The sequence below is a fragment of the Kitasatospora aureofaciens genome, assembly GCF_019192735.1.
Lineage (GTDB): Bacteria > Actinomycetota > Actinomycetes > Streptomycetales > Streptomycetaceae > Kitasatospora > Kitasatospora aureofaciens_A.
Genome location: NZ_JAHTKP010000005.1, coordinates 164,763 through 187,738 on the forward strand (window position 1 = coordinate 164,763; position 22,976 = coordinate 187,738).

Here is a 22,976-nt window from a genome sequence, read left to right on the forward strand (position 1 = left end):
CCGTGAGCGCAGCCCGCCGCCGAAGAAGCCCCGCACCCGCCTCGCCCGCCCGGCGGGGCCGGCGCGGGATCCCCCGTCAGCGGCCGATGCGCACGCACTGGCTGCTGCTGACCGTCCTGCTGTTCACCCTCGTCACCACCCTGCTGTTCCAGGGCTACACCCAGCACCTGTACGACGACCGCCCCGACGGGGACGCCACCCCGGCCGCCGCGGGCACCGTCCCCGAGGCGATCCACACCGGCGGCCCGGTGATCGACACCGTCGACGGCAAGCCCCGCAGCGCGACCCCCAAGCCCGGCACGATCGCCCTCACCTTCGACGACGGCCCGGACCCGCGGTGGACCCCGAAGATCCTCGACGTCCTGCACCGGGCCGGGGTCCACGCCACCTTCTTCGTGGTCGGCACCCAGGCCGCTGCCCACCCCGAACTGGTGCAGCGGATGATCGCCGAGGGCCACCAGCTCGGCGTGCACACCTTCACCCACACCGATCTCGGCGCCGCGCCCGCCTGGCGCCGCACGCTGGAACTGCGCGAGGCCCAGCTGACGCTGGCCGGGGCGGCGGGCGTGACGAGTTCGCTGCTGCGCCCGCCGTACTCCTCGACCGCCGACGCCCTGGACGACCCCGGCTGGTCCGCCGTCCAGCAGGCCGGGCGCGAGGGCTACCTGACCGTGCTGACCACCCAGGACAGCGAGGACTGGCGCCGCCCCGGCGTGGGCGAGATCGTCAAGAACGCCACCGGCGGGCCCGGCAACCAGGGCCAGATCCTGCTGATGCACGACGCCGGCGGCGACCGCTCGCAGAGCGTCGCCGCGCTGGACGGTGTGCTGTCCACGCTGAAGGCCCGCGGCTTCCGCTTCACCACCGTGAGCGACGCGGTCGGCCTGCCCGACCCGGTCCGCCCGGCCGGGGCGGGCGACCACTGGCAGGGCCTGGCCCTGATCTGGCTCATGCGGGCGGGCAACTGGGTGCTCAGCGTGCTGGGCTGGCTGCTGTGGGCGGCCGGCGCGGTGAGCGTGCTGCGCGCGGTGGCCGTGCTGGTGGCCGCGGCCCGGCACAAGCGGCTGCGCCGCCGCGGCTGGGGCCCGCCGGTGACCGAGCCGGTGAGCGTGATCGTGCCGGCGTACAACGAGGTGGCCGGGATCGAGCCGGCGGTGCGCTCGCTGCTCGCCTCGGACCACCCGGTCGAGGTGATCGTGGTCGACGACGGCTCCACGGACGGCACCGCCGACCTGGTGGAGTCGCTGGACCTGCCGTACGTCCGGGTGATCCGGCAGGAGAACGCGGGCAAGCCGGCCGCCCTCAACACCGGGATCGCCGCCGCCCGGGCCGAGCTGCTGGTGATGGTGGACGGCGACACGGTCTTCGAGCCGGACGCCGTCCGGATGCTGGTGCAGCCGTTCGCCGATCCGGCGGTCGGTGCCGTCTCGGGCAACGCCAAGGTGGTCAACCGCGGCGGGCTGCTGGGGCGTTGGCAGCACATCGAGTACGTGGTCGGGTTCAACCTGGACCGCCGGCTGTTCGACCTCGGCGAGTGCATGCCGACCGTCCCGGGCGCGGTCGGCGCCTTCCGCCGCTCCGCGCTGCTCGCCGTCGGCGGGGTCGGCGAGGAGACCCTGGCCGAGGACACCGACCTCACCATGGCCCTCTGCCGGGACGGCTGGCGGGTCGTGTACGAGGAGCGGGCCAAGGCCTGGACGGAGGCGCCCGCCTCGCTGAGCGCCCTGTGGCGGCAGCGCTACCGCTGGTGCTACGGCACCCTGCAGGCGATGTGGAAGCACCGCGGCGCGCTGGCCCAGGGCGGGCAGGCCGGCAAGCTGGGCCGGCGCGGCCTGCTCTACCTGCTGATGTTCCAGGTGCTGCTGCCGCTGCTCGCCCCGGTCGTGGACGTCTTCGCGCTGTACGGCGTGGCGTTCCTGGACCCGGTCCGGATCATCGGCGTGTGGGCCGGGTTCCTGCTGATCCAGATGCTGATGGGCGCGTACGCGTTCCGGCTCGACAAGGAGCGGCTGGGACCGCTGTGGAGCCTGCCGCTGCAGCAGTTCGTCTACCGGCAGCTGATGTACCTGGTGGTGATCCAGTCGGTGTTCACGGCGCTGGCCGGCTCCCGGCTGCGCTGGCAGCGGATGCAGCGGTACGGCAGCCTCCAGGTGCCCGTCGCCGCGGACACTCCTCCGGAGCCGGTCGGGGTGGGCGGCTATCGTGCACAGGTGCACGAGGCGGCCCGGAACCCCGGGCACGGCACGTGAGGGGAGTTCCAGGTGATCGGACGGGCGCTCAACGGGCGGTACGAACTCGTCGAGATACTCGGCGTCGGCGGCATGGCCACCGTCTGGCGCGGGGTGGACCGCGTGCTGGGACGCCAGGTGGCCGTCAAGGTCCTCAACGGGGGCCTCGCCGACGACCCGCGCTTCGCCGAGCGCTTCAGCCGGGAGGCGCAGCACGCGGCGATGCTGGTGCACCCGAGGATCGTCATGGTCTTCGACTCGGGCGTCGACCAGGGCACGCCGTTCATCGTCATGGAGCTGGTGCACGGGCGCTCGCTGGCCGCGGTATTGGCGCAGCAGCCGACCCTGCCGGTGGAACGCGCCGTCGGCATCGCGGCGGCGGTCTGCGAGGCCCTGGCGGTCGCGCACGCGGCCGGGCTGGTCCACCGGGACATCAAGCCCGGCAACATCATGATCACCGACGACGGCGGGGTGAAGGTCGTCGACTTCGGCATCGCCCGCGCCGGGTCGTCCAGCAACCTGACCCAGACGGCGAGTGTGCTCGGCACGGCCGCGTACCTGTCGCCCGAGCAGGCCACCGCCTCCGCGCTGGACGGCCGCACCGACCTCTACGCGGTCGGCTGCGTGCTGACCGAGATGCTGACGGGGGAGACCCCGTTCACGGCCGAGACCCCGGTGGCGATCGCGTTCAAGCACGTCAGCGAGCAGCCGCTGCCGCCGTCCACCCGTCGCCCCGGGCTGCCGCCCGCGCTGGACGGGGTCGTCCTCCGCCTTCTCGCCAAGAACCCCGCCGACCGGCCGGCGGACGCCGCAGCGGCGCGGGCCGAGCTGCTGGCCACCGTCCCGGGCCTGGCCGTCGGAGACCCGACGGCGGAGCTGCTGGCGACCGCAGCCCCGACCCAGATGCTGCCGCCGATTGCCCCGGTGAACTCGGACCAGCAGCACACCACCCTCCTCCCACCCCAGGCCCCGGCCACCTCCCTGATGGCCCCCGTCCCGGCCGCCCCGCCCGTGCCCCCCACCCGGGACCGCCGTCGCAAGCCCCTCGTCCTCGGCGCCTTGGGCGTGGCCGGCCTGGCCGGGGTCGCCGCCATCGCCCTCACCGCCTTCGACGAGCCCGCCGGCAACGCCGCCGCCAAGCCCCCGGCCGCCGCCACCGCGCCCGCCGCTGCGACGCCCACCCCGACCCCGAGCGCCGCCCCCACCACCGCGGCCGGCCTGTCCGCCCCGAGCCCGACCGTCCCGCGCAACCAGCCCCCGGCCGTCCAGCTGAACGCCCTCCGCCAGGCCGTCGCCCAGACGCCGATCGGTGGCAAGGAACGCGACCGCCAGATGGAGCTCCTGCGCGTTCTCGACAGCGCCGCTGCGAGCCTCAACGAGGGCAATCCCGACGACGCCGCCCAGGGGTTGAAGGACGCCCAGAAGCTGGTCCGCGACCTGAGCAAGAAGCACGCCATCGACGGCCCCACCACCCAGAACTGGAACTCCCGGCTCGGCGCCCTCTTCAGCGCCCTGCACACGGCGGCCGACAACCAGAACGACTGACGGGACGTCCGGGGCCACAATGGGCCCGTGCTGACCATCGGATCCCTCGTCCTCGGCGTCTCCGACATGCCGCGCGCGGTCGCCTTCTGGACGGCCGCGCTGGGCTACGCCCCGCGCAACGGTGTGGTCGAGGAGGACTGGACGGTGCTCGTCCCCGCCGACGGGAACGGCGTCCAACTCGCCCTGGGCTTCAGCGAGTCGCCCGTCCAGGAGCACCCGCGCGTCCATCTCGACCTCTATGCCAAGGACGCCGCCGACCAGGCCGCCGAGGTCGAGCGCCTGCTCGCCCTCGGCGCGCAGGAGGTCGCCTGGGACCTCTACCCCGAGGACCCGGACTTCGTCGTCCTCGCCGACCCCGACGGCAACCGCTTCTGCGTCATCGACACCGCGCACGGCTGATTCGTTGTCCACAGCCTGTGGATAGTGGAGGGAGCGGGAAGTCGGATCGGCCGACTGTGCCCGTGCCGACTCGCGGGGAGTCGGCACGGGAGCAGTTGGGGCAGGGGAATGACGTGGTGTGGTTCGTGTGGATGCCCTCCGGTGCGGTCGTCTACCGGGCGGCGGTGTCGTGCCCGCCTCGTGGAGTCCACGGGCCTGTGATTCCCTGTCCGATCGGTAGGTGAAGGACCTGGCAGTGCGGCGGCCCTTCGCGCGAGTTCGCGCGAAGGGCCGCTGGGTTTAGGCGTGGTGGTCGAATTGGCCGGCTTTGATGGCTTGGAGGAACGCGGCGAACGTGGTGGGCGCGGTGCGGATGATGAGGTGGTCTTCGTCGGACTCGCGAAGTTCGACCAGCCCGTTGACGGCGCGCACCTCCACACATTCATTGCTTGAGGCGCTGAAGCTGGACTTCTGCCACTCTGAGCTAGGCATAGGTGGATTTCATTTCTTTCATGATGGATCGGATGAAGTCGCGCGATTGTTCTTCGGAAAGAGCAGTGGAGTCCAAACTGGAGAAGATGGTTCGGTGCTTGGCCAGGTTGGCCGGTGAGTCAAAGAACAGAGCGCCCTGGGAAACGTCCATCTCGATGGTGTCCAGCTCAGGGACCGGCCCCTCGATGTAGGTCAGGTTCTCGCCGGCGCCCGGGAAGGTGTCAACGGCGAACGGCACCACTCGAACGGAGATTCCGGGCTGTTCGGAGTCATCAAGCAGGGCGGCGAGTTGATCCACGAGCACCATGGGACCGCCGAACTGCATTCGCAGAGCGGCCTCGTGGACAAAAGCTCGGAGGGGAGTTGCCCCGGAACGAACAACTTCCTGGCGCCTGAGTCGAAAGGTCGTCCTAGTGTCGATCTCTTGTGAGGACAGGGGAGGAACAAGCCGGGCGAACACTGCGGATGCGTAGGCGCTGGTCTGGAGCAGGCCAGGCATGTAGACCGTGTTGCAGAAGGTGATTCGCTTGGCGTGACCCTCAAGCTCTGCCACCTCAAGGAAATCGACGGTCAGGGTGTTGCGGTACTCCTCCCACCAGCCCTTCCCGCGCTCCGAGGCCATGTCGGCTAGCGCATCGATCAAGGGCCGGTTGGTGCACATGCATACGGCGGCGATGGTCCGCAGGCGTTCGACGCTGATCCCACTCTTCCCGCTCTCCATCTGTGTGACTTGGGCAGCGTGGATGCCGAGTTCGCGTGCCAGCTGGCTACCGCCGAGGCCGGCCTGCTCCCGGATCCTCCGCAACTCCGTTCCCAGCCGCCGCTGGCGCAAGGTTGGGTTCGATCGAAGGGCCATGGCGTCCTCTCTGCGGGTAATGAGATCAGTGTGCCGCAGGCCTCGGAGGCGGTGGCAGTCACGTTCGGGGGAACTTCTGGACAGTGGTCTCAAATTTGAGACTCTGTGCGCTATGGTCGATCTCACATCGATCCGACGGGTCGTCAGTAACGCCCTGTCGCACCGCAGAGCAGCCATGCCCTGGCCTGGCTCACGGCGACGTATCCGTCGACTCACCCCTCCACACAACGCCCGGGAGACCTCCCATGCGTCACCTCAACACGCCCTCCCTCGCCATCGCCCGCCAGTCCCTCCACGACGCGATGACCCGCGTCGGCTGGTCGCCCTCCGCCATCGCCGACGCCGAACTCGCCCTCGTCGAGCTGCTCGTGAACGCCTGGCGGCACGGGGACACCCCCGCGCCCGTCGTCCAGATCCTCGCCGTCAACAACACCCTCCGGGTCTCCGTCGCCGACGAGAGCCCCAAGCTCCCCGAGCAGCGAACCCCGGCCCCCCTCGCCGAGTCCGGGCGGGGCCTGCAGCTCGTCGAGGGCCTCACCCACCGCTGGGGTGTCGACCCGCAGAAGCGTGGCAAGTTCATCTGGTTCGAGCTGGAGCTGGACGCCGCCTGATGCCCATCCACCGCCACCCGATGAAGCCGACCGACCCTCGCGTCCGCTTCTACACCGAGGACCAGATCCGCACGCTCATCGCCGAAGTCAACGAGCGCGGACGCAAGTTCGGCCTGGTCTGGCCCTCCGCGACCACCGACCGCACCCTCGACGGTCGAGTGCTCGTCCGCTTCAACACCGCCCCCGCCACAACCCTGCTCAACCTCCTCTCCCTCCTCCTCGACGCCGAGCGGGGTGACCCGTGGGAGTCCTGATCCCCCTCGTCACCACCCCCGCCGCCCACACCGAGCGGACCACCGTCCACCAGCTCGCCGCCGAGCCCGTCCCCGACGCCACCGTCCAGCTCCGGGTCGCCGTCGACCTCGACGTCCACGCCGCCCCCGGCGCCCACCTCGCCTTCCCGCTCACCCGCGACCAGGCCGAGGACCTGCTCTTCTCCCTCGCCGCCCGCCTCGGCTTCAACACGCCGATCAGGCTCCGCCGATGAGGCCCGGTACCGCCGACTTCCTGATCGGCGCGGCCTTCGTGGCCCTCCTCGCCCTCGCCCTCGCCACCGTCGTGCTCGGCGTCATCGCGACCCTGAGGATGCCGCGCCCGGACGACGACCACCACCGGCCGCCCACTCCCGACCGGAAGCGCAACGGCATACCCGGCTGAGCCCGGGCATCAGCACGGCGGGTACGCGTGCACAGGCCCGCCGTGCTGGATCAGCCCTGCCGGATCAACCCCGCCGCCGGATCCGGCCCGCCACGTTGCTGCGGGATCACCACGGACAGCCAGTCGGCAGACGCTGGGCACGACGGAGGCCCCCGGCTCCGTCGTGTCGGACGGAACCGGGGGCCTCCGGAAGATCTGCGGGACTCAGGCGCCTCAGGTGGTCGTCTCGGGCCGCTTGGTCTCGGTCGCCTTGGTCACGTTGGTCGGCGTGACGGCGGGGCGGTCGGCCGGCTGCTGGGCGGTGCTCTGCGCGGTGCCCGCCGCGGCGGTGTCGGCCGGGGCGTCGTCCTCGCGCAGCGCCTTCGTCTCCGCCTTGAGGATGCGCATCGACTTGCCGAGGCCGCGGGCCATCTCCGGCAGCTTCTTGGATCCGAACAGCAGGACTACGATCGCCAGCACCACCAGGAGGTGCCAGGGCTCAAGACCGTTCCGCAGCATCCCCGGCCACCGGTCCCTTCTTGTCTAGAGTCACGGGAGGGCTAGCGCCCACGCTGGCCAGTATGCCTGGCCGCGGCGACGAACGGATACACCGGCCGGGAAACGCTGGTCAAAAACCGGGTGCCGCGGGAGCGGAGTGCGCGTGTCGGCACCCGGGTTCGGCCGGAAACAGACCCCGGGTGCCGGCTGCCCGCACGGGTCCACCCCCGGGTGGAGCCTTAGCCCATCCGACGGGCCAGCAGGTACCCGCGCCGGGTCGGGGCCTCCTCCGGCAGGCCGTCCCGCTCCAGCCGCGCCTCGACCGAGAATCCGGCCTCGGCGAGTCGCGCGGCGACGGCGTCCGTCTCCAGGAAGTGGAAGTCCACGTCGACCTGGTGCCCCCACCACTCGTCCATCCGCCGCACCTCGGTGCCCAGGTGGAACGAGACCAGCAGGACCCCGCCGGGCCGCAGCACCCGCCGCATCTCGGCGAACGCGGGCGCCAGTTCGGCCGGTTCCAGGTGGATCACCGAGTACAGGGCCACGGCCGCCGCGAACTCGCCGTCCTCGGCGGGGAGTTCCAGCAGGTCGCCGGTGCGGAACGCGGCCTTCGGGTGCTCCCGCCGGGCCAGCTCCACCATCCGGGGCGAGAGGTCGATGCCGACGACCTCGGCCCCGCGCCCGGCCAGCCACCCGGCCACGTGCCCGGGCCCGCACCCGAGGTCGGCGACCACCCCGCCGGCCGCCTCCTCCACGACGACCCCGAGCAGCGCCCGGTCCACCGCCTTGTACGCCAGCTCACCCCCGATCCGCCCCAGATACTCCTCCGCCACGGTGTCGTAACTCCCGCGCACCCGCCCGTGATCAGCAACCATGCCGCCCACCTTGACACGCCCGGCCGCGCCCGGGCGCTGAATTCCGGCGGTACCTTCGACGCATGAACGAGCCGGCGATCGGGATCACCAAGCACCGGGGCCCTGCGGAGGCCGAGGACGAGTGGCTGAGCCGCTTGGCGGACGCGGCGGAGGCCGAGGGCCTCGACGGTTCCGTCTCGCTGGAGGAGATGGCAGCCATGCTGCGCGCACACCGTGGCTGATTGCGCCTGAACGGCGGAGAGCCCCCGCCCGGGGGCGGGGGCTCTCGATGACTCGCGTGGATCGTGCCGGGGCGGCCGGGGTCAGGCGGCGGCGGGTGCGGGTTCCGGGGCGGGGGTGGCGGCGGGGAGGTGGCGCATCAGGCGGTAGGCCAGGAGCGAGGCGCCGAGGGCGAAGACCAGGCCGACCACCGCGGCGACGTGCAGCCCGTCGGTGAAGGCCGCCCGGGTGGTCTCCAGCAGGTCGGCGCCGAGCCGGCCGGGCAGGTGGGCGGCGACGGTGACCGCGCCGCCGAGGGTGTCCTGGGCGGCGCGGGCGGCCTCGCCGTCCACGCCCGCCGGGAGGGCGCCGTCCAGCCGGTGGCGGTAGACCGCCGCGCCGGCCGCGCCGAGCAGGGCGATGCCGAGCGAGCTGCCCAGCTCGACCGCGGTCTCGGAGGCGGCGGAGGCGGCACCGGCCCGCTCGACGGGGGCGGCGGAGACGACCATCTCGGCGGTCATCGTCATCGTGCCGACGGTGCCCGCGGCCAGCACGCCCGCCGCGGTGAGGATGAGCGCCAGCGGGGAGTGCGCACCGACCTGCGTCATCATCGCGAAGCCCGTCGCCCCGACCAGGAAGCCGCCGCCCATCAGGACCGCCGGACGGACCTTCCCGGCGAGCGCCGAGCTGATCCCGACCGCCGCGCCGACGCCGAGGCTCGGCACCAGCGACCAGAGCGAGGCGGTGAGCGGGCTCATCCCCTTGACCAGTTGCAGGTACTGCGAAGTGAAGAGGGAGAAGCCCATCATCGCGAACATCGCGATGGTGTTGACGCTGATCGCCCCGCTGAACGTGCGGATCCGGAACAGGCTCAGGTCGAGCAGCGGGTCGGCGGCGGTGCGCTGGCGCCACACGAACGCGGCGGCGAGCAGCAGCCCGGCCGGGAGGGCGAGGGCGGGGAGCAGGCTCCACCCGTCCACCGCGAGGGTCTTGACGCCGTAGACCAGCGGGAGGATCGCGGCGATCGAGAGCGCGGCGCCGAGCAGGTCGAAGCGGCCGGTGCGGGCGCCGGAGCGGTACTCGGGGAGCAGCACGGGGGCGGTGAGCAGCACCACGGCCATCACCGGGACGGCGAGCAGGAACGCGGAGCCCCACCAGAAGTGCTCCAGCAGCAGGCCGCCGGCGACCGGCCCGAGGGTGGCCCCGGCGGTGAGGATGCCGCCCCAGGCGCCGAGGGCGATCTGCCGCTGCTTGGGGTCGTGGAACATGTTGCGGATCAGCGCGAGGGTCGAGGGCATCACGGTGGCCCCGGCGGCGCCGAGCAGGGCGCGGGCGGCGATCAGCTGGTCGGCGTCGTGGGCCCAGGCGGCCAGCAGCGAGGCGCCGATGAAGCCGGTGGCGCCGATCATCAGCAGCCGGCGGCGGCCGATCCGGTCGCCCAGCGAGCCCATGGTGATGAGCAGCCCGGCGAGCAGGAACGAGTACATGTCCATGATCCACAGCTGCTGGGTGCCGCTGGGGGCGAGCGTGGTGGAGATGTAGGGGACGGCGAAGAAGAGCACGCCCATGTCCATGGCGAGGACGAGTGTCGGCAGAAGGAGGACGGCCAGGCCGATCCATTCGCGACGGCCTGCGCGGCCGGTGGTTGCGGTCATGAGGAAGACGGTACGGACGTGTCAGACGTTTGTCTAGATCCTTCGTCTGAATCGATCGTCTTACTCGGCCGTGCTACACGACCGTCCAGATCTTCCGTAGCATCGGGGGCATGGGAAACCGCGAAGACCTCATGGCGGGCGCCAAGCGCTGCCTGTACGAGAAGGGCTACGGCCGCACCACGGCCCGGGACATCGCCACCGCCTCGGGCGTCAGCCTGGCCGCGATCGGCTACCACTTCGGCTCGAAGGACACGCTGCTCAACGCCGCGATGATCGAGGCGATCGGGGAGATGGGGGTGGCTCTGGGGGCGGTGGTCGTCGCCGCGAACCGGACGTCCGAGGACCCGGAGGAGCGCTTCGTCGCGGTGTGGGAGGGCCTCAAGGGCGTCTTCGTCGAGCACCGGGGGCTCTGGGCGGCCCAGTTCGAGGCGCTCGCGCAGGCCGCGCACGCCCCCGAGCTGGCGCAGGCGTTCTCGGAGGCGCAGAAGGAGGGCCGGCTCGGCCTCGCCGCGCTGTTCCAGGGTCTGCCCGAGGTGCCGGACACCGAGGAGGAACTCGCCCGCGGCGCCTTCTACCAGACGCTGCTGGCCGGGTACGTCGCCCAGTGGCTGGCCGCCCCCGAACTCGCGCCGAGCGGACGGGACTTCCTGCGCGGGCTGCGGCTGGTCAGCGAGAGCGTCCTGGAGCCCGCTACGCGGTGACCACCGTGAGCAGCACCACCGAGTCGACGTGCGCCAGCAGCCCGTGCCGCTCCTGCGGGACGGGCGCCAGCTCGCCCGCCGACAGCTCCTGACGCCGGCCGGCCACGGTCAGCGCGACCCGGCCGCGCAGCACCTGGACGCTGCCGGCGGTCGGCGGGGTGTGCTCGTCCAGCGAGGTGCCGCCGGTCAGGGCGATCACCGTCTGCCGCAGTAGGCCGTCGTGCAGGACGAGACGGGCGCTGCGCCCGTGCGGGCTCTCGGCGGCCTTCGCGGCGTGCTCCACGGCGAGCTGTTCGAGATCGGCCCTGTCGGGATCCGCCCTGCCGGGGTCGGCCCTTCCGGGATCGGCCATCGCGCGTCCTCCTGACCCTGCGTGCCCCCAGCGTCGCGGACGCGGTCGGCTCGCGCACCCGGAGCCGCTCGGCGTGCGGGCCCCGCCGAGTGCCCGCATCGTGGAGGCATGGCGACGACCAACGAGGGATTTCTCAGCGGGTTCCAGGTCAACCGCTCGCTGCTGACCGGCGGCGCGGTGCTCACCGGCATCGGCGCGGTGCTCGGCGCGGCCGGGGCGGCGATGGTGTGCGCGGCGCTGGCCACGGCCGGCCGCAGCTGGGTGCGCAGCCTGGAGACTCCGCCCACCGCACTGGCCCAACGGGCGCTGCACGAGGCGAAGGTGGCGTCGGTCGCGGGCTGGGAGGCCTGGCGCGCCGAGCACGGGTCGCCCAACTGACCTTCACCCGTCCGGCCCATGGGGTGGACGGGGAGCGGCGGGCCGCCATGGGGGTGCGGCCCGCCGCAGCTGTGAACCTACCTACAGGCCGAGCGACTTGGCGATGATGCTGCGCATGACCTCGCTGGTGCCGCCGTAGATCCGGAAGACCCGGTTGTCGGTGTAGAGCCGGGCGATCGGGTACTCCAGGATGTAGCCGTAACCGCCGTGCAGCTGAAGGCACTTGTCGATGACGGTAGAGGCCGACTCGGTGCAGAACAGCTTCGCGGCGGCCGCGTCGGCGACGGTCAGCTCGCCGTGCTGGTACAGCTCCAGGGCGCGGTCCACCACCGACTGCTGCGCCACCACCTGGGCCTCGCAGTCCGCCAGGGTGAACTTGGTGTTCTGGAACTCGGCGACGGCCTTGCCGAACACCTTGCGGTCCTTGACGTACTGGACCGCGAACCGCACCGCCGCCGCGGCGGCCGCGTACGCGCTGACCGCGATCGCCAGCCGTTCCTGCACGAGGTTGTGGGTCAGGTAGGAGAAGGCCCTGCCCTCCTCGCCGAGCAGGTTCTCCACCGGCACCTTGACGTCGCTGAACGCCAGCTCGGCGGTGTCCGAGGTGCGCAGGCCGATCTTCTGCAGCTTGCGGCCGACGGTGTAGCCCTCGGAGGCCGTGTCCACGCAGAGGATGGACAGCCCGGCCCGGCGGTTCTCCGGGTCGTACGGGGAGGTGCGGCACACCACCAGGACGAGGTCGGCCAGCACGCCGCCGGTGATGAAGGTCTTGGCGCCGTTCAGGACGTAGTGGGTGCCGTCCTCGGAGAGCCGTGCGGTGGTGGTGATGCCCGCGAGGTCGGAGCCGGCGCCCGGCTCGGTCATCGCGATCGCGGTCATGATGTCGCCCGAGACGAAGCCGGGCAGCCAGCGCCGCTTCTGCTCCTCGGTCGCGTACTCCAGCAGGTACGGCAGGACCAGCCCGGTGTGCACGCCCGACGAGCCGAAGCTGACGCCCGCGCGGGCGGTCTCCTCGGCGATCACCGCCTGGTACTTGAAGCCGCTCTCGCCCGCGCCGCCGTACTCCTCGGGCACCTCGATGCCGTAGACGCCGAGCGCGCCGAGCTGCCGGTAGAAGTCGCGCGGGGGGTGGCCGTCGGCCTCCCAGCTCTCGTAGACCGGGACGACCTCGTTGGCGATGAAGTCCCGGACGGTCTCCCGGAAGGCCTCGTGGTCCTCGGTGAACACGGTGCGGCGCACGGCGGCGCTCCCTTCGGTGGTACCAGCGGTGATCCGGCCAGGTGGTGGCCTCACAAGTTAATCCCGGGTAGCTTCGGCTGTCCAGGGTCGGCGCTCCCGGAACAGTCCGGTGATCACCGGTCCCGAGCCGGGACAAGTGAATCCTTGCTAGCCTTCGTTCGGCGAAGCGGCGCGAACCGGGAGGGGCATGGCATGGTGGTCCGACGGCCGCCCGGGCGGCGCGCCCAGATCCTCGCGGTGGCGGCCGACCGCTTCCACCGCAGCGGCTACCACCAGGTCTCGATGACCGAGGTGGCCGCCGGGGTCGGCATCACCGCGCCCGCCCTCTACCGGCACTTCCGCGGCAAGCCCGAACTCCTCGACCGCGCCGTCCGGCTCGGCCTGGACGCGCTGGCCGATGGGCTCCGCGCGGCCGACTCCACGGACGGGCTGGGCGAGGCCCTGGCGGCCGTCGCCGTCGGGCACCGCCCGCTCGGCACCCTGGTGCAGCGCGACGCGCGGCTGCTGCCGCCGGCCCGGCGGGCGGCCCTGCGCCGCGAACTGCGCGCGGACGCGGCGCTGATGGTCGCCGTCCTGCGCGCGGAGCGTCCCGAACTGTCCTGCGAAGACGTGGAGTTGCTCTGCTGGTCGGCGCTCTCGGCCTGCGCCGGGCTCTCCTACCAGTCGGCCGCGCCGCAGCCCCGTCGCGCGGAGGCGGTGCTGCGCGAGGTGGTCGCGGCCGTCCTCGCGGTCTCCCTCGACGGCACCGGCGCCGGCACCGTTGCCGGCCCGCAGCCGCGCGTCGCCGTCCCCGGGCCCCGGCCGCAGGCGCGGCGCGAGGAGCTGCTCGCGGCGGCCGTCCGGCTGTTCCACGAGCGCGGCTTCGACAACGTCAGCACCGACCAGCTCGGCGCCGCCGTCGGCATCTCCGGCCCCAGCGTGTACCGGCACTTCGACAGCAAGGCGCAGCTGCTCGCGGCCTCGCTGGTGCGCAGCCGCGAGCGCCTGTGGCACGAGGTGGACGGCGCGATCTCGGCCGCGCCCGACCCGGACGCGGCGCTGGCGGCCGGCCTGGCGGCGTACGTCGGCTTCGCCCGGCGCAACGGCGACTATCTGGGCGCGATGCTCAGCGAGACGGAGCGGCTGGCCCCGCCCGACCGGCGGGTCGCGGTGGACTTCCGCCGGGACTTCCTGCGGACCTGGGTGGGCCTGCTGCGCCGGGTGCGCCCGGAGTACGACGCGGTGGAGGCCCGGATCCGGGTGCACGCCCTGTTCGCCGTGGTCAACGACGGTGTCCGGAACCGCCCGCACAGCGCCCGCCCGGACCTCGGCGACTGCCTCCTGCGCCTCGCCCGGGCCGTCCTCGGCCTGTCCTGACGTGCGGCTTCTCCTGACGCGCCGCCGGGCCGGGCCCCCGCCCCGCGCTGGTGGGGCGGGCACCCGGCCCGTGGGGGTGAGGCTGCGCCAGGGGCAGGGCGCGGCCTAGTAGAGGACGTGCGGGTAGTACACGCGCGCGTCGAAGTTGCCGTTGCCCTGCACGGCGCCGATGTTGCCGCCGTTGCCGGTCGCGGCGAGGCCGTTGTTCTGGTTGCTCGCACCCGAACCGGTGGCCGTCTGCTGGGTGCTGACCACGTTGCCATGGACGTTGCCGATGATGTTGTTGGAGCCGGTGTTGCTCACGACGCTGCTGTTGGAGTGGTCGATGGCACCGGCGCCGTTGTCGGCGTGCGCGGTGGCGGCACCGACACCGACGAGGAGGAAGGCCCCGAGGGCGGTGACGGCGGCGGCTGCGCGAATACGGGACACGCTGGTCTCCCTGAGCTGGAGTGCGAAATGTGGCGCGATCCGGAGTGGCCGCTCCGTGGCGCCGTTGCCTGACGTCGCACGATCAGCATTCACCACCGATGTGGACGAACTCCACCGAATGGGTGGCAATTCGCCCGATGGTGTCATGGCGCGGGCATATCCGGGGTTCGTGCGACTTCCGGCAGTGAAGGTCAAGTGTCCGTGAAGAGTGGAGAGTTGGAGGGGGAGTCGAATGGTGTCGACAAACCCCGACTGTCAATACCGAGTTGACCGAGGGTCGTCAGAGAGAAAGAAATGGTCGCCGGATAGTCGCACTGGCACACTGGGTTCCCATGTCTCAAGGTCTCCCGCCCGAGCCCGTCCCCGCCGAGGATCTGCGTACGACCGAGGTCGATCTCGGCGGCCTGGTGAGCGTCCTCGCCACCCACCTGTACTCCACCCCGCTGGTCGCCCTGCGCGAACTCGTTCAGAACGCCCACGACTCGCACACCCGCCGGCTGCTGGAGGACCCGGACGGCGACCACCGCCCGCTGATCCGGGTGCGCGGCGACGCCGCCCGGCGGACCGTCGGCATCGAGGACACCGGGGCCGGCCTCACCGAGCCGGAGATCCACGCCTACCTCGCCACCGTCGGCACCGGCTACACCCGGATGCTGCGCGAACTCACCGGCAACCAGGAGCTGATCGGCGCCTTCGGGCTCGGCTTCCTCTCCGCGTTCTCGGTGGCCGACGAGGTCGTCGTCACCACCACCTCGCACCGCGAACCGGGGCTCGGCCACCGCTACCGCAGCCGCGGCGGCGAGCAGTACCTGGTCGAGCCGGTGCCGGCCAGGTCGCAGCCGGGCACGGTCGTCGAGCTGACGCTCAAGGCCGAACACGCCCACCTCGCCGACGAGGACGCCCTGCGCGCGGTGCTCGGCCGGTACTGCGTGCTGCTGCCGATCCCGGTCTTCGTCGGCGACGACGACGAACCCGTCAACGCCGTCGAGGTGCCCTGGCGCCAGCATCCCGAGGGCGACCCGCACGAGGCCCGGATGCGCTTCGCCACCGCCTTCGGCCGCCGCTTCGAGCCGCTGACCGCCTTCCCGGTCAACCCGGTCGAGGGCGGCACCGACGCGATCGGCCTGCTCTGGGTCCAGGACGGCGGCACCTACGGCAGCAGCGACAACCGCGACCTCGCCGTCTACCTGCGCGGCATGCTGCTCGCCGAGGACGCCCGCGACCTGCTGCCCGGCTGGGCCGGGTTCATCGGCGGCGTCGTCGAGTCCAGCCGGCTCACCCCCACCGCCAGCCGCGAGGACCTCCAGCGCGACGAGCACTACCGCGCGCTCCGGCAGACCCTCACCGACGCCATCGTCGACGGCCTGTACGAGACCGCCCGGCTGCGGCCCGCCACGTGGCGCCGCATCCTCACCCGGCACGGCCAGGACCTCCTCGGCGCCGCGCTCTGCGACGAGCGGCTGTTCACCCTGCTCGCCGACGACGTCCCGGTGCCCACCTCGCAGGGCGACCTGACGGCGGGCGCGCTGCGGGCCGCGGGCGGGGGAGCGGTGCACGTCGCGCTCGGCAGCGGCGGCGGCTTCGAGGAGATGCTGTACCGGGCGATGCAGGTGCCGATCGCGCGCGGCGACCGGTACGCCGTCCTGCCGTTCCTGCGCCGGTACGCCCGGCTGCGCGGCTGCCGCCTGGTCGAGCTGGGCAGCGAGCACGGCGACCGCGCGATGTTCCGCGACCCGGAGCGCCCGCTGCCCGCCGAGGAGGCCGCCTGGCTGGCCGGCGCCCTCGCGGACCCGGGCGAGCAGCTGGTCCCGGCGCGGTTCGACCCGCCGGGCCTGCCGCTGGTCCTGGTGCCGGACCGGGAGGCCGAGCGGAAGGCGCGGATCGAGGACGACCGGGCCGACGCCCGCATCCCGTCCGCGGCGCTGCGGCTGGCCCGGGCGTTCACAGCCCGTACCGACGGCGAGGTCCGGGCCCGGCTCTACCTCAACCTGTCCTGCCCGGCCGTCCAGGACCTGCTCGCCGCCTACCGCGCCGGGCACACCGGCAGCGCCACCGCGGCCGGGCTGCTCCGCTCGCTCAAGGTGATCATGGCCGCGGCGGGTCCGGCGGGCACGTCGGGTTCGTCCGGCGGGGACCTGACCGCCGCCCTGTCCGGCGTCGGCACCGCGGTCTCCGCGCTGACCGCCGCCGTCCCGGCCGGCCTGCCGGACGTCCCGGACACCCCCGGCGCCCTCTCGGAGGAAGCGTGACCGGCCTCCCGGACGGATTGTCAGTGGCAGGCGGCAGACTCTTCATCAGCACGACGCAGGGGGGAACACGATGACGACCGACATCTGGGCCTGGGTGCACGACGCCCACCAGCAGCTGGCCGAGGCCGGCCACGGGCGGCTGGCCGACGCCATCTACGAGCTCCCCGGCCACGCCAACGAGGGGCGCAACGAGCAGCTCGACGCCGCCTTCCCGGAAGCGCTGGCCGCCGCCCGCTCGCTCGGCCTGCCCTGGGTCGAGGTCTACCTGCGGCACTGGCGGATGCAGAACCTGCTGAACAAGCGCCACCAGGGCGAGCAGGCCCTGCCCGAGGCGGTCGACCTGCTGGAGTTCGCCCACCGCGAGGAGACCGCGGGCTGCCCGCAGTCCGTCTGCGTGGTGCAGGACTTCGCGATCTGCCACGCCCGGGTCGACGGTCCCGGCTACGCGCCGGAGCGGCTCGCGGTGCTCGGCGAGACGCTGGAGCGGATCGAGCCCGCCCGCTCCTGCTTCGACTGCCTCTCCCGTGAGTACTCCGACGCGCTGGAGGACGACGGCCGTGCCGAGGAGGCGCTGGCCCACCTGGACACCGCCGCCGCCCGGATGCAGGCGGCCGGCGAGCGGCTCTCGCTGGAGTTCCACCACTCCCGGGCCGGCACCCTGCACAAGCTCGGCCGGTACGAGGAGGTCCTCGCGCTGCTCGACACCGCCGAGCAGGCCGCCCGCGCCGGCGGGCGCGACCTGGGCGAGAACGACCGGCTCTGGGGCGCCCTGCTGCGGGCCCGCGCGCTCGCCGCGCTCGGCCGCGCGGAGGAGGCGCTGGCGCTGCTGCCCGCCCGGGACGACGCCGAGCGCCACGCCGACCTGCGGGCGAACTGGACCGAGACGGTCGAGCTGCTGGTCGCGGCCGGCGCCAGGGAGAACGACGCCGAGCTCGGCGCCGTCCTGGCCGGCTGGGTCGGCTACCTCGACGGCACCGGCGCCCACCGCCCGTGCGTCGACCTGCTGCTGGCGGCGGGTCGGCTCGCCCTGGCCCGCGGAGCCCGGACGGTGGCGCTGACCCTGGCCGCGACCGGTGAGCGTAAACTCGCCCAGCTGCGCCGCACCGACGGCGTGGCCGGGGAGATCGCCGCACTGCGGGCCGCCGCCGAGGCACTGCCGGCACCCGAGCTGCCCGTCCCGCCGGGCGAACTGACGGCGCACCTCGCCGAGGCGCAGGTGCCCCACGAGACCGGCGCCGACCTGCTCTCCGTCGCCCTGGACCGGTACCGGGGTGAGCAGGCCGGCGCCACCGAGCTGGCGGTCGACCTGGCCGCCGCACTCGGAAGCCTCGGCCACTCCCGGGCCGCCGCCGACCTGCTGTGGGAGCGCCTGGACGCGGACCCGGCCAGTGAGCTGCTGACCGGCGTGCTCGGCGCCCTGCTGATCGACGCCGGGGACGGCGAGGGCGTGCGCCGCTTCGCCGACCGGCTGGCCTCGACCAGCCCGGCCGACGGGCACTGGGTGCGCGCCCGCTTCGCCGCCGCCGAGAGCCGCTGGGCCGAGGTGGTGGAGCACTGCGCGGCGATCCTGGCCGACCACCCGGACCGGATCAACACCCGCCGGCTGGCCGCCGCCGCGGCCACCGAGCTGGGCGACCACGCGACCGCGCAGCGGCTGTACCAGGAGATCCTGGAGCACGCCCTGCCCACCGAGGGCACCCCCGAGGACCAGCTCCACCGGACGGTCCAGCAGCCCGACCTCTGGCACCTGGTCACCGCGGCCACCGCCAACCGGGACTGGGCCGTGGTCCGCTCCACCGGCGAGCTGCTCGGCATCGAGTTCGACGAGTCCGAGGGGCCGGTGGACGAGGAGTGGCAGCTGGTCACCGTCCGCGCCACCCGGACCAACGGCGCGACCGCCGACCTGCCCGCCCTCCGCACCGGCCCGGCCACCGCCCGGCTCCTGCCGGTGCTCGGCGACGACCTGACGCTCAACCACGGCGACGTCGTCGTCTTCGCCCCGGCGCTGCTGGAGGACCCGCCGGGAGAGGAGGCCCCCGAGGCGGAGCGGGTGCGCTGGCGGCCGGCGTTCGAGATGCTGACGCTGCTCGACCCGGCCGGGTACACGACGTACTGGATGGACGGCGCCTGGCCCGGCGACGAGGCCTGGGCCGCCCTGCGGGAGGGCCTGCGGGAGTCCGGCCACGCGGTGTGGGCGTACAGCGGGGAGCAGTACAGCGTCACCGACCCGGCGGAGGAGGACGGTCTGCTGCCGGGCATCTATGCCGCCGTCGGGGTGCCCCCGACCGCCTCGGCCGCCGAGGCCGACGCGCTGCTGCACCGCCTGACGGCCGACTGGCCGCATCCGCTCGCCTGGCTCGGCCTGGCCGAGGCGGCGGGCACGGACGTCGCGCGGCACGAGGACATCGCCGAGCGCTACGGCCTCTGACCGGCGGGCGCCCTCGCCCCCACCGGGCGTGGGCGCTCCCCGGGGCTCCGGCTCTTCCACCAGGAGAACGTCGAAAAGGCCGCCGCGTTCTTCGACCGGCACGGCCCCAAGGCGATCGTGCTGGCCCGCTTCGTGCCGATCGTGCGGACCTTCACCCCGATCGTCGCCGGGGTGGGCCGGATGAACTACCGCAGCTTCGTGATCTTCAACCTCGTCGGCGGCGTGCTGTGGGGCGCCGGCGTCACCGTGCTCGGCTACTTCCTCGGCCGGATCCCCTTCGTCCGGGACAACATCGAGGCGATCCTGGTCGGCATCGTGCTGGTCTCGGTGATCCCCGTGGCGGCCGAACTGCTGCGGGCCCGCCGTTCCGGCGCGGCGGCCCGCGCCCGGCACCGCGCCGGGTAGGCGTCCGCCGCCCCCGTCACCGGACGTCACGTACATGTGCGTTCGGCAGTTCGATCAGGCAAGGTGTAACCGGAGATCGAACGGTGGCCCGGAGCCACCAGGGGTGGCAAGGAGCGGAAGTGCCGAAGCGGGGCCGACCGGGCGGAGGCAAGCGGGCGAGGGGAGGCCGGGCGGTCCGTCAGGCGCGGCAGACGCCGCCGGCGCGGCCGGTCCACCCCGCCGACGCGCCGCCCACCGAGGGCCTGCTCGGCCACCCCGCCCCGGTCGTCGAGCCGACCACCGTCGTCCCGCTCGCCCCGCCCATCGTGGAGACCAAGGGCCTGCTGGCCCCGGAGCCCACGCCCGAGCCGCAGCTGTCGCCGTCCCTGGCGCTGCCGTCGACGGTGAAGGGCGGAAAGGCGTCCGAGCAGGCGACCGACCAGCCGCCCGAGGACGCGTCCCCGTACCGCCGCTCGGTCGCCGAGGACACCCTCACCCCCGAGGAGTGGCGGGCCGCCGGCTACACCCCGCCCACCGGCATCCCGGCCCCCGAGCTGATGCCCGGCGCGCCCGGCGAGGCGCCCTGGCCGGACCGGATGCGCACGCTGCTGCGCACCCCGATGTCCGAGCGCCCCGCCTTCGAACGCACCGCCCGCGAGCTGCACCCCTCGGCGGCCCGGAACGTCCCCCGCATCCTCGACCTGACGCTGCGTATCGGCGAGCTGCTGCTGGCCACCGGCGAGGCCGCCGAGGACGTCGAGGCGGCGATGCTCGGCATCGCGCACGCCTACCGGCTGGACCACTGCGAGCCGCAGGTGACCTTCACCCTCATCGGCATCTCGCACCAGCCGTCGCTGGTCGAGCCGCCGATCACCGCGGACCGGGTGGTGCGCCGCCGCACCTCCGACTACACCCGGCTGAGCGCGGTCTACGAGCTGGTCGCGGACATCACCGCGGAGAAGGTCTCGGTCAACGACGCCTACCGCCGGCTCGCCCTGATCCGCCGCAACCGGCACCCGTACCCGGCCTGGGTGCTCGCGCTGACCACCGGCCTGCTGGCCGGCGCGGCGACGTTCCTGGTCGGCGGGCGGATCGACGACAAGGCCTGGCTGGTCTTCGCGAGCGCGTTCATCGCGGCCGTGCTGGGCGACCGGCTGGCCTCCGCGCTCGCCCGGCGCCGGCTGCCGGAGTTCTACCAGTTCGTCGCGGCCGCGATGCCGGCCGCCGCCTCCGGGATCGTCCTGTCCTTCAACGACTGGGGCCTGCGCGGCTCGGTCGTGATCACCGGTGGGCTGTTCGCGCTGCTGCCCGGACGGGCCCTGGTCGCCGCCGTCCAGGACGGCCTGACCGGCTTCTACATCACGGCCGCCGCCCGGCTGCTGGAAGTGATCTACCTGGTCGCGGGCATCGTGATCGGCGTGATGCTGATCCTCTACCTGGGGGTCGGCTTCGAGGCGAAGCTCCGGCCGGACGAGAGCCTGGTCGGGATCAGCTATCCGCCGGTCCAGATGGTGGCCGCGATGCTCCTGACCCTCGCGTTCGCGATGCTGCTGCAGACCGACCGCCGCTCGCTCGCCCTGGTCACCCTGAACAGCGGCATCGGCTGGGCCAGCTACGGCGTGCTGGCCTACAACGGGGGCCTGTCCCCGATCGTCGCGACCGGGGTCGCGGCCGGCCTGGTCGGCCTCTTCGGCCAGCTGATGGCGCGTTACCGCAACGGCTCCGCGCTGCCGTACGTGACGGCGGCGATCGGCCCGCTGATGCCCGGTTCGGCGCTCTACCTCGGGATGCTCTCCTTCGCCCAGGGGCACTCCAGCGCCGGCCTGGTCTCGGTCTCCCGGGCGGCGGCGATCGCGATGGCGCTCGCCATCGGTGTGAACCTGGGTGGCGAGATCGCCCGGCTGTTCATGAAGCTGCCGGTCAGCGCGGAGCGTCCCTCGCTGTACCCGGTCGTCCCGCGCCGGGCCGCCAAGCGCACCCGGGGCTTCTGACCGCGCGTTGGACCGGTGTTGGGCTCCGGTCCATGTCGCGGCAGGCAGGACGCAGGACCAGGAACGAAGGTAAGACCCATGACCACACTGCTGGACGGCTACCGCGAGCACATCATCGCCGCGCACAAACAGCCGCTGTTCCTGCTGCTGGTCGGATTCATCACCTCCTTCGTCTTCATCCGGTTCAGCGTGCGGATGATCCGTGCCCAGGTTCGCTGGTGGCCCGGCAACGTCACCCCCGGCGGCCTGCACATCCACCACATGGTGTTCGGCCTGGGCTTCCTGCTGGCCGGCGGCGTCGGGGTGTTCGCCACCTACGGCGGGCACCCGTGGATCGACTGGTTCGGGCTGCTCTTCGGCATCGGCTGCGGCCTGGTGCTGGACGAGTTCGCGCTGATCCTGCACCTGGACGACGTCTACTGGAGCGAGCAGGGCCGCAAGTCGGTGGACGCGGTGATCTTCGGCATCCTGTTCACCGCCCTGCTGCTGGTCGGGTACGTGCCGCTCGGCGTGGTGCCCGGGGAGGAGACCCGGTGGGGGCTGATCACCGTGATCTCGGTCAACGCGCTGGCCTCGGTGATCACCCTGCTCAAGGGCAAGGTGTGGAGCGGCCTGCTCGGCATCATGGTCCCGGGCCTGTCCTGGATCGGCGCGGTCCGGCTGGCCCGGCCGACCAGCCCGTGGGCCCGTTGGCGGTACGCCACGCGACCCCGCCGCCGGGCGCGTGCGCTCCGGCGTGAGCGCCTGCTGCACCGGCGTGCGGACCGGGCCCGCACCTGGCTCTTCGACCTGATCGCCGGCGCGCCCGACAAGGTGTCCGCCAACCACCCCGCCGCCCACCGGGTGGCCGAGCAGATGGCCGCCAGGGCCACCGCCCACCTCGACGCCCACGCCGCTCGGGCGCTGGCCCGGCGCTCCGCGCGGCTGGCCGACCGGCGTTCGGCCGCCGCCGCGGGTGCCGCCGGGCCGGCCGGGGCCGGGCAGGGCCAGGCTGCCCCGCACGAGGGCTCCGGCTACGGGGCGTCAGGGAGCTACGGGGTGTCCGGGAGCGGGCACGGCCGGGGGCGCCGGGCGCAGCAGCGCCGCCGGACGGTCCGGGCCGGGCGCAGTCGGACGTACGCGGTCCGGCCGACCGGGCTGGAGCCCCGGTCCGAGCGACACCCCCACGTGCGGACGCACACCCCCCGGATCCGCCGGTAGTTCGTATACCTTGTGCGCCCGGCCGGAGTTGAGTTCCGGTCGGATCATCCGATGGTCACCCGGCTGGTGGAGCGCGTTCCGGGTGTGAAAAGCGCCGGACTTGAGACCATGTGCGATGAGTGACCGTTCTGTCACGCAATAGGACACTTTCGTCGGACCACCCGCCCGGCCGCCTCCTCACCGAGTGCCGCGGACCGCCCGGCCGCTGCCTTACCCGGTTGCTGCCGCTGCCCGGTCGCTGCCACTGCCCGGTCGCTGCCGCTCCCGGTCAATGACCCGTCCCACCGCGTGACCCGT

General features: G+C 73.2%; 22 protein-coding genes and 2 pseudogenes. 16 read left to right on the plus strand and 8 right to left on the minus strand.

Going from position 1 to position 22,976, the window contains the following annotated elements; all coding sequences use genetic code 11:
• Window positions 1-86 precede the first annotated feature (86 nt).
• The 3 genes from KV557_RS07870 to KV557_RS07880 are packed head-to-tail and all read left to right on the plus strand — an operon-like array spanning window position 87 to window position 4,172.
• Window positions 87-2,249, plus strand: coding sequence for a bifunctional polysaccharide deacetylase/glycosyltransferase family 2 protein (locus KV557_RS07870; RefSeq protein WP_218199027.1), 2,163 nt, complete (start codon window positions 87-89; stop codon window positions 2,247-2,249).
• Window positions 2,250-2,261: 12 nt separating this feature from the next.
• Window positions 2,262-3,773 carry a protein kinase domain-containing protein gene (locus KV557_RS07875; RefSeq protein ID WP_218199028.1) on the plus strand — a complete coding sequence of 504 codons (1,512 nt, stop codon included), beginning with the start codon at window positions 2,262-2,264 and terminating at the stop codon, window positions 3,771-3,773.
• A gap of 27 nt (window positions 3,774-3,800) precedes the next feature.
• Window positions 3,801-4,172, plus strand: a complete 372-nt coding sequence (locus KV557_RS07880) for a VOC family protein (RefSeq protein WP_218199029.1) — start codon at window positions 3,801-3,803, stop codon at window positions 4,170-4,172.
• 279 nt (window positions 4,173-4,451) lie between these two features.
• Here the strand turns inward: KV557_RS07880 and KV557_RS07885 are convergent, their stop codons facing one another.
• Window positions 4,452-4,643: a DUF397 domain-containing protein gene (locus KV557_RS07885; protein WP_218199030.1), complete on the minus strand. Its 192-nt coding sequence runs from the start codon at window positions 4,641-4,643 to the stop codon at window positions 4,452-4,454.
• Window positions 4,636-5,499, minus strand: coding sequence for a helix-turn-helix domain-containing protein (locus tag KV557_RS07890; protein ID WP_218199031.1), 864 nt, complete (start codon window positions 5,497-5,499; stop codon window positions 4,636-4,638). The genes KV557_RS07885 and KV557_RS07890 overlap by 8 nt, the downstream gene beginning before the upstream one ends.
• Before the next feature lie 245 nt (window positions 5,500-5,744).
• Between KV557_RS07890 and KV557_RS07895 the strand changes: the two genes are divergently transcribed.
• From KV557_RS07895 to KV557_RS07910, 4 genes are read left to right on the plus strand one after another with little or no spacing between them, the layout of a single operon-like run.
• Window positions 5,745-6,110: an ATP-binding protein gene (locus KV557_RS07895; RefSeq protein ID WP_218199032.1), complete on the plus strand. Its 366-nt coding sequence runs from the start codon at window positions 5,745-5,747 to the stop codon at window positions 6,108-6,110.
• Window positions 6,110-6,364 (plus strand): hypothetical protein, encoded by a 255-nt coding sequence (locus KV557_RS07900; RefSeq protein WP_218199033.1) that lies wholly within the window; start codon window positions 6,110-6,112, stop codon window positions 6,362-6,364. Before KV557_RS07895 ends, KV557_RS07900 begins: the two co-directional genes overlap by 1 nt.
• On the plus strand, window positions 6,352-6,597 hold the full coding sequence (locus KV557_RS07905) for a hypothetical protein (protein WP_218199034.1): 246 nt from the start codon (window positions 6,352-6,354) through the stop codon (window positions 6,595-6,597). Before KV557_RS07900 ends, KV557_RS07905 begins: the two co-directional genes overlap by 13 nt.
• Window positions 6,594-6,767, plus strand: coding sequence for a hypothetical protein (locus tag KV557_RS07910; protein WP_218199035.1), 174 nt, complete (start codon window positions 6,594-6,596; stop codon window positions 6,765-6,767). Before KV557_RS07905 ends, KV557_RS07910 begins: the two co-directional genes overlap by 4 nt.
• Before the next feature lie 213 nt (window positions 6,768-6,980).
• Here the strand turns inward: KV557_RS07910 and tatA are convergent, their stop codons facing one another.
• Together tatA and KV557_RS07920 are read right to left on the minus strand one after the other, a co-directional pair.
• A complete protein-coding gene (gene tatA / locus KV557_RS07915; protein ID WP_218199036.1) occupies window positions 6,981-7,265 on the minus strand; it encodes a Sec-independent protein translocase subunit TatA in 285 nt (94 codons plus the stop codon).
• A 218-nt stretch (window positions 7,266-7,483) separates the two neighbouring features.
• Entirely contained in the window at window positions 7,484-8,119 is a 636-nt protein-coding gene (locus KV557_RS07920) for a class I SAM-dependent methyltransferase (RefSeq protein ID WP_218199037.1), read from the minus strand.
• A 113-nt stretch (window positions 8,120-8,232) separates the two neighbouring features.
• On the opposite strand from KV557_RS07920, the pseudogene KV557_RS07925 reads away from it, so the two are divergent.
• A pseudogene (locus tag KV557_RS07925) lies at window positions 8,233-8,340 on the plus strand (prevent-host-death family protein); the annotation flags it as partial.
• Window positions 8,341-8,421: 81 nt separating this feature from the next.
• On the opposite strand, the gene KV557_RS07930 reads toward KV557_RS07925, so the two are convergent.
• The gene (locus KV557_RS07930; protein ID WP_218199038.1) at window positions 8,422-9,972 is read right to left on the minus strand and encodes an MFS transporter; all 1,551 of its coding nucleotides are present in this window, start codon (window positions 9,970-9,972) and stop codon (window positions 8,422-8,424) included.
• Window positions 9,973-10,082: 110 nt separating this feature from the next.
• On the opposite strand from KV557_RS07930, the gene KV557_RS07935 reads away from it, so the two are divergent.
• A complete protein-coding gene (locus tag KV557_RS07935) occupies window positions 10,083-10,673 on the plus strand; it encodes a TetR/AcrR family transcriptional regulator (protein ID WP_218199039.1) in 591 nt (196 codons plus the stop codon).
• On the opposite strand, the gene KV557_RS07940 is transcribed toward KV557_RS07935, so the two are convergent.
• On the minus strand, window positions 10,663-11,025 hold the full coding sequence (locus tag KV557_RS07940) for a cupin (protein ID WP_218199040.1): 363 nt from the start codon (window positions 11,023-11,025) through the stop codon (window positions 10,663-10,665). The genes KV557_RS07935 and KV557_RS07940 overlap by 11 nt on opposite strands.
• Before the next feature lie 108 nt (window positions 11,026-11,133).
• Here KV557_RS07940 and KV557_RS07945 point away from each other — a divergent pair, with 108 nt between their 5' ends.
• Window positions 11,134-11,403 carry a hypothetical protein gene (locus KV557_RS07945; protein WP_218199041.1) on the plus strand — a complete coding sequence of 90 codons (270 nt, stop codon included), beginning with the start codon at window positions 11,134-11,136 and terminating at the stop codon, window positions 11,401-11,403.
• An 81-nt stretch (window positions 11,404-11,484) separates the two neighbouring features.
• Here the strand turns inward: KV557_RS07945 and KV557_RS07950 are convergent, their stop codons facing one another.
• Window positions 11,485-12,642: an acyl-CoA dehydrogenase family protein gene (locus tag KV557_RS07950; protein ID WP_218199042.1), complete on the minus strand. Its 1,158-nt coding sequence runs from the start codon at window positions 12,640-12,642 to the stop codon at window positions 11,485-11,487.
• Between the two features lie 192 nt (window positions 12,643-12,834).
• On the opposite strand from KV557_RS07950, the gene KV557_RS07955 reads away from it, so the two are divergent.
• On the plus strand, window positions 12,835-13,998 hold the full coding sequence (locus KV557_RS07955; RefSeq protein ID WP_218199043.1) for a TetR/AcrR family transcriptional regulator: 1,164 nt from the start codon (window positions 12,835-12,837) through the stop codon (window positions 13,996-13,998).
• A 105-nt stretch (window positions 13,999-14,103) separates the two neighbouring features.
• Here the strand turns inward: KV557_RS07955 and KV557_RS07960 are convergent, their stop codons facing one another.
• Complete coding sequence (locus KV557_RS07960; RefSeq protein ID WP_218199044.1) at window positions 14,104-14,427, minus strand: hypothetical protein; 324 nt, start codon at window positions 14,425-14,427, stop codon at window positions 14,104-14,106.
• Between the two features lie 332 nt (window positions 14,428-14,759).
• Between KV557_RS07960 and KV557_RS07965 the strand changes: the two genes are divergently transcribed.
• From KV557_RS07965 to KV557_RS07985, 5 genes and pseudogenes are all read left to right on the plus strand, one after another.
• Window positions 14,760-16,676, plus strand: a complete 1,917-nt coding sequence (locus KV557_RS07965) for an ATP-binding protein (RefSeq protein ID WP_218199045.1) — start codon at window positions 14,760-14,762, stop codon at window positions 16,674-16,676.
• A 70-nt stretch (window positions 16,677-16,746) separates the two neighbouring features.
• A complete protein-coding gene (locus KV557_RS07970; RefSeq protein ID WP_218199046.1) occupies window positions 16,747-19,104 on the plus strand; it encodes a hypothetical protein in 2,358 nt (785 codons plus the stop codon).
• Between the two features lie 33 nt (window positions 19,105-19,137).
• A pseudogene (locus KV557_RS07975) lies at window positions 19,138-19,509 on the plus strand (VTT domain-containing protein); the annotation flags it as partial.
• A 119-nt stretch (window positions 19,510-19,628) separates the two neighbouring features.
• The gene (locus KV557_RS07980) at window positions 19,629-21,479 is read left to right on the plus strand and encodes a threonine/serine exporter family protein (RefSeq protein WP_308129803.1); all 1,851 of its coding nucleotides are present in this window, start codon (window positions 19,629-19,631) and stop codon (window positions 21,477-21,479) included.
• Between the two features lie 78 nt (window positions 21,480-21,557).
• Entirely contained in the window at window positions 21,558-22,679 is a 1,122-nt protein-coding gene (locus tag KV557_RS07985) for a hypothetical protein (RefSeq protein WP_218199047.1), read from the plus strand.
• Window positions 22,680-22,976: the final 297 nt, after the last annotated feature.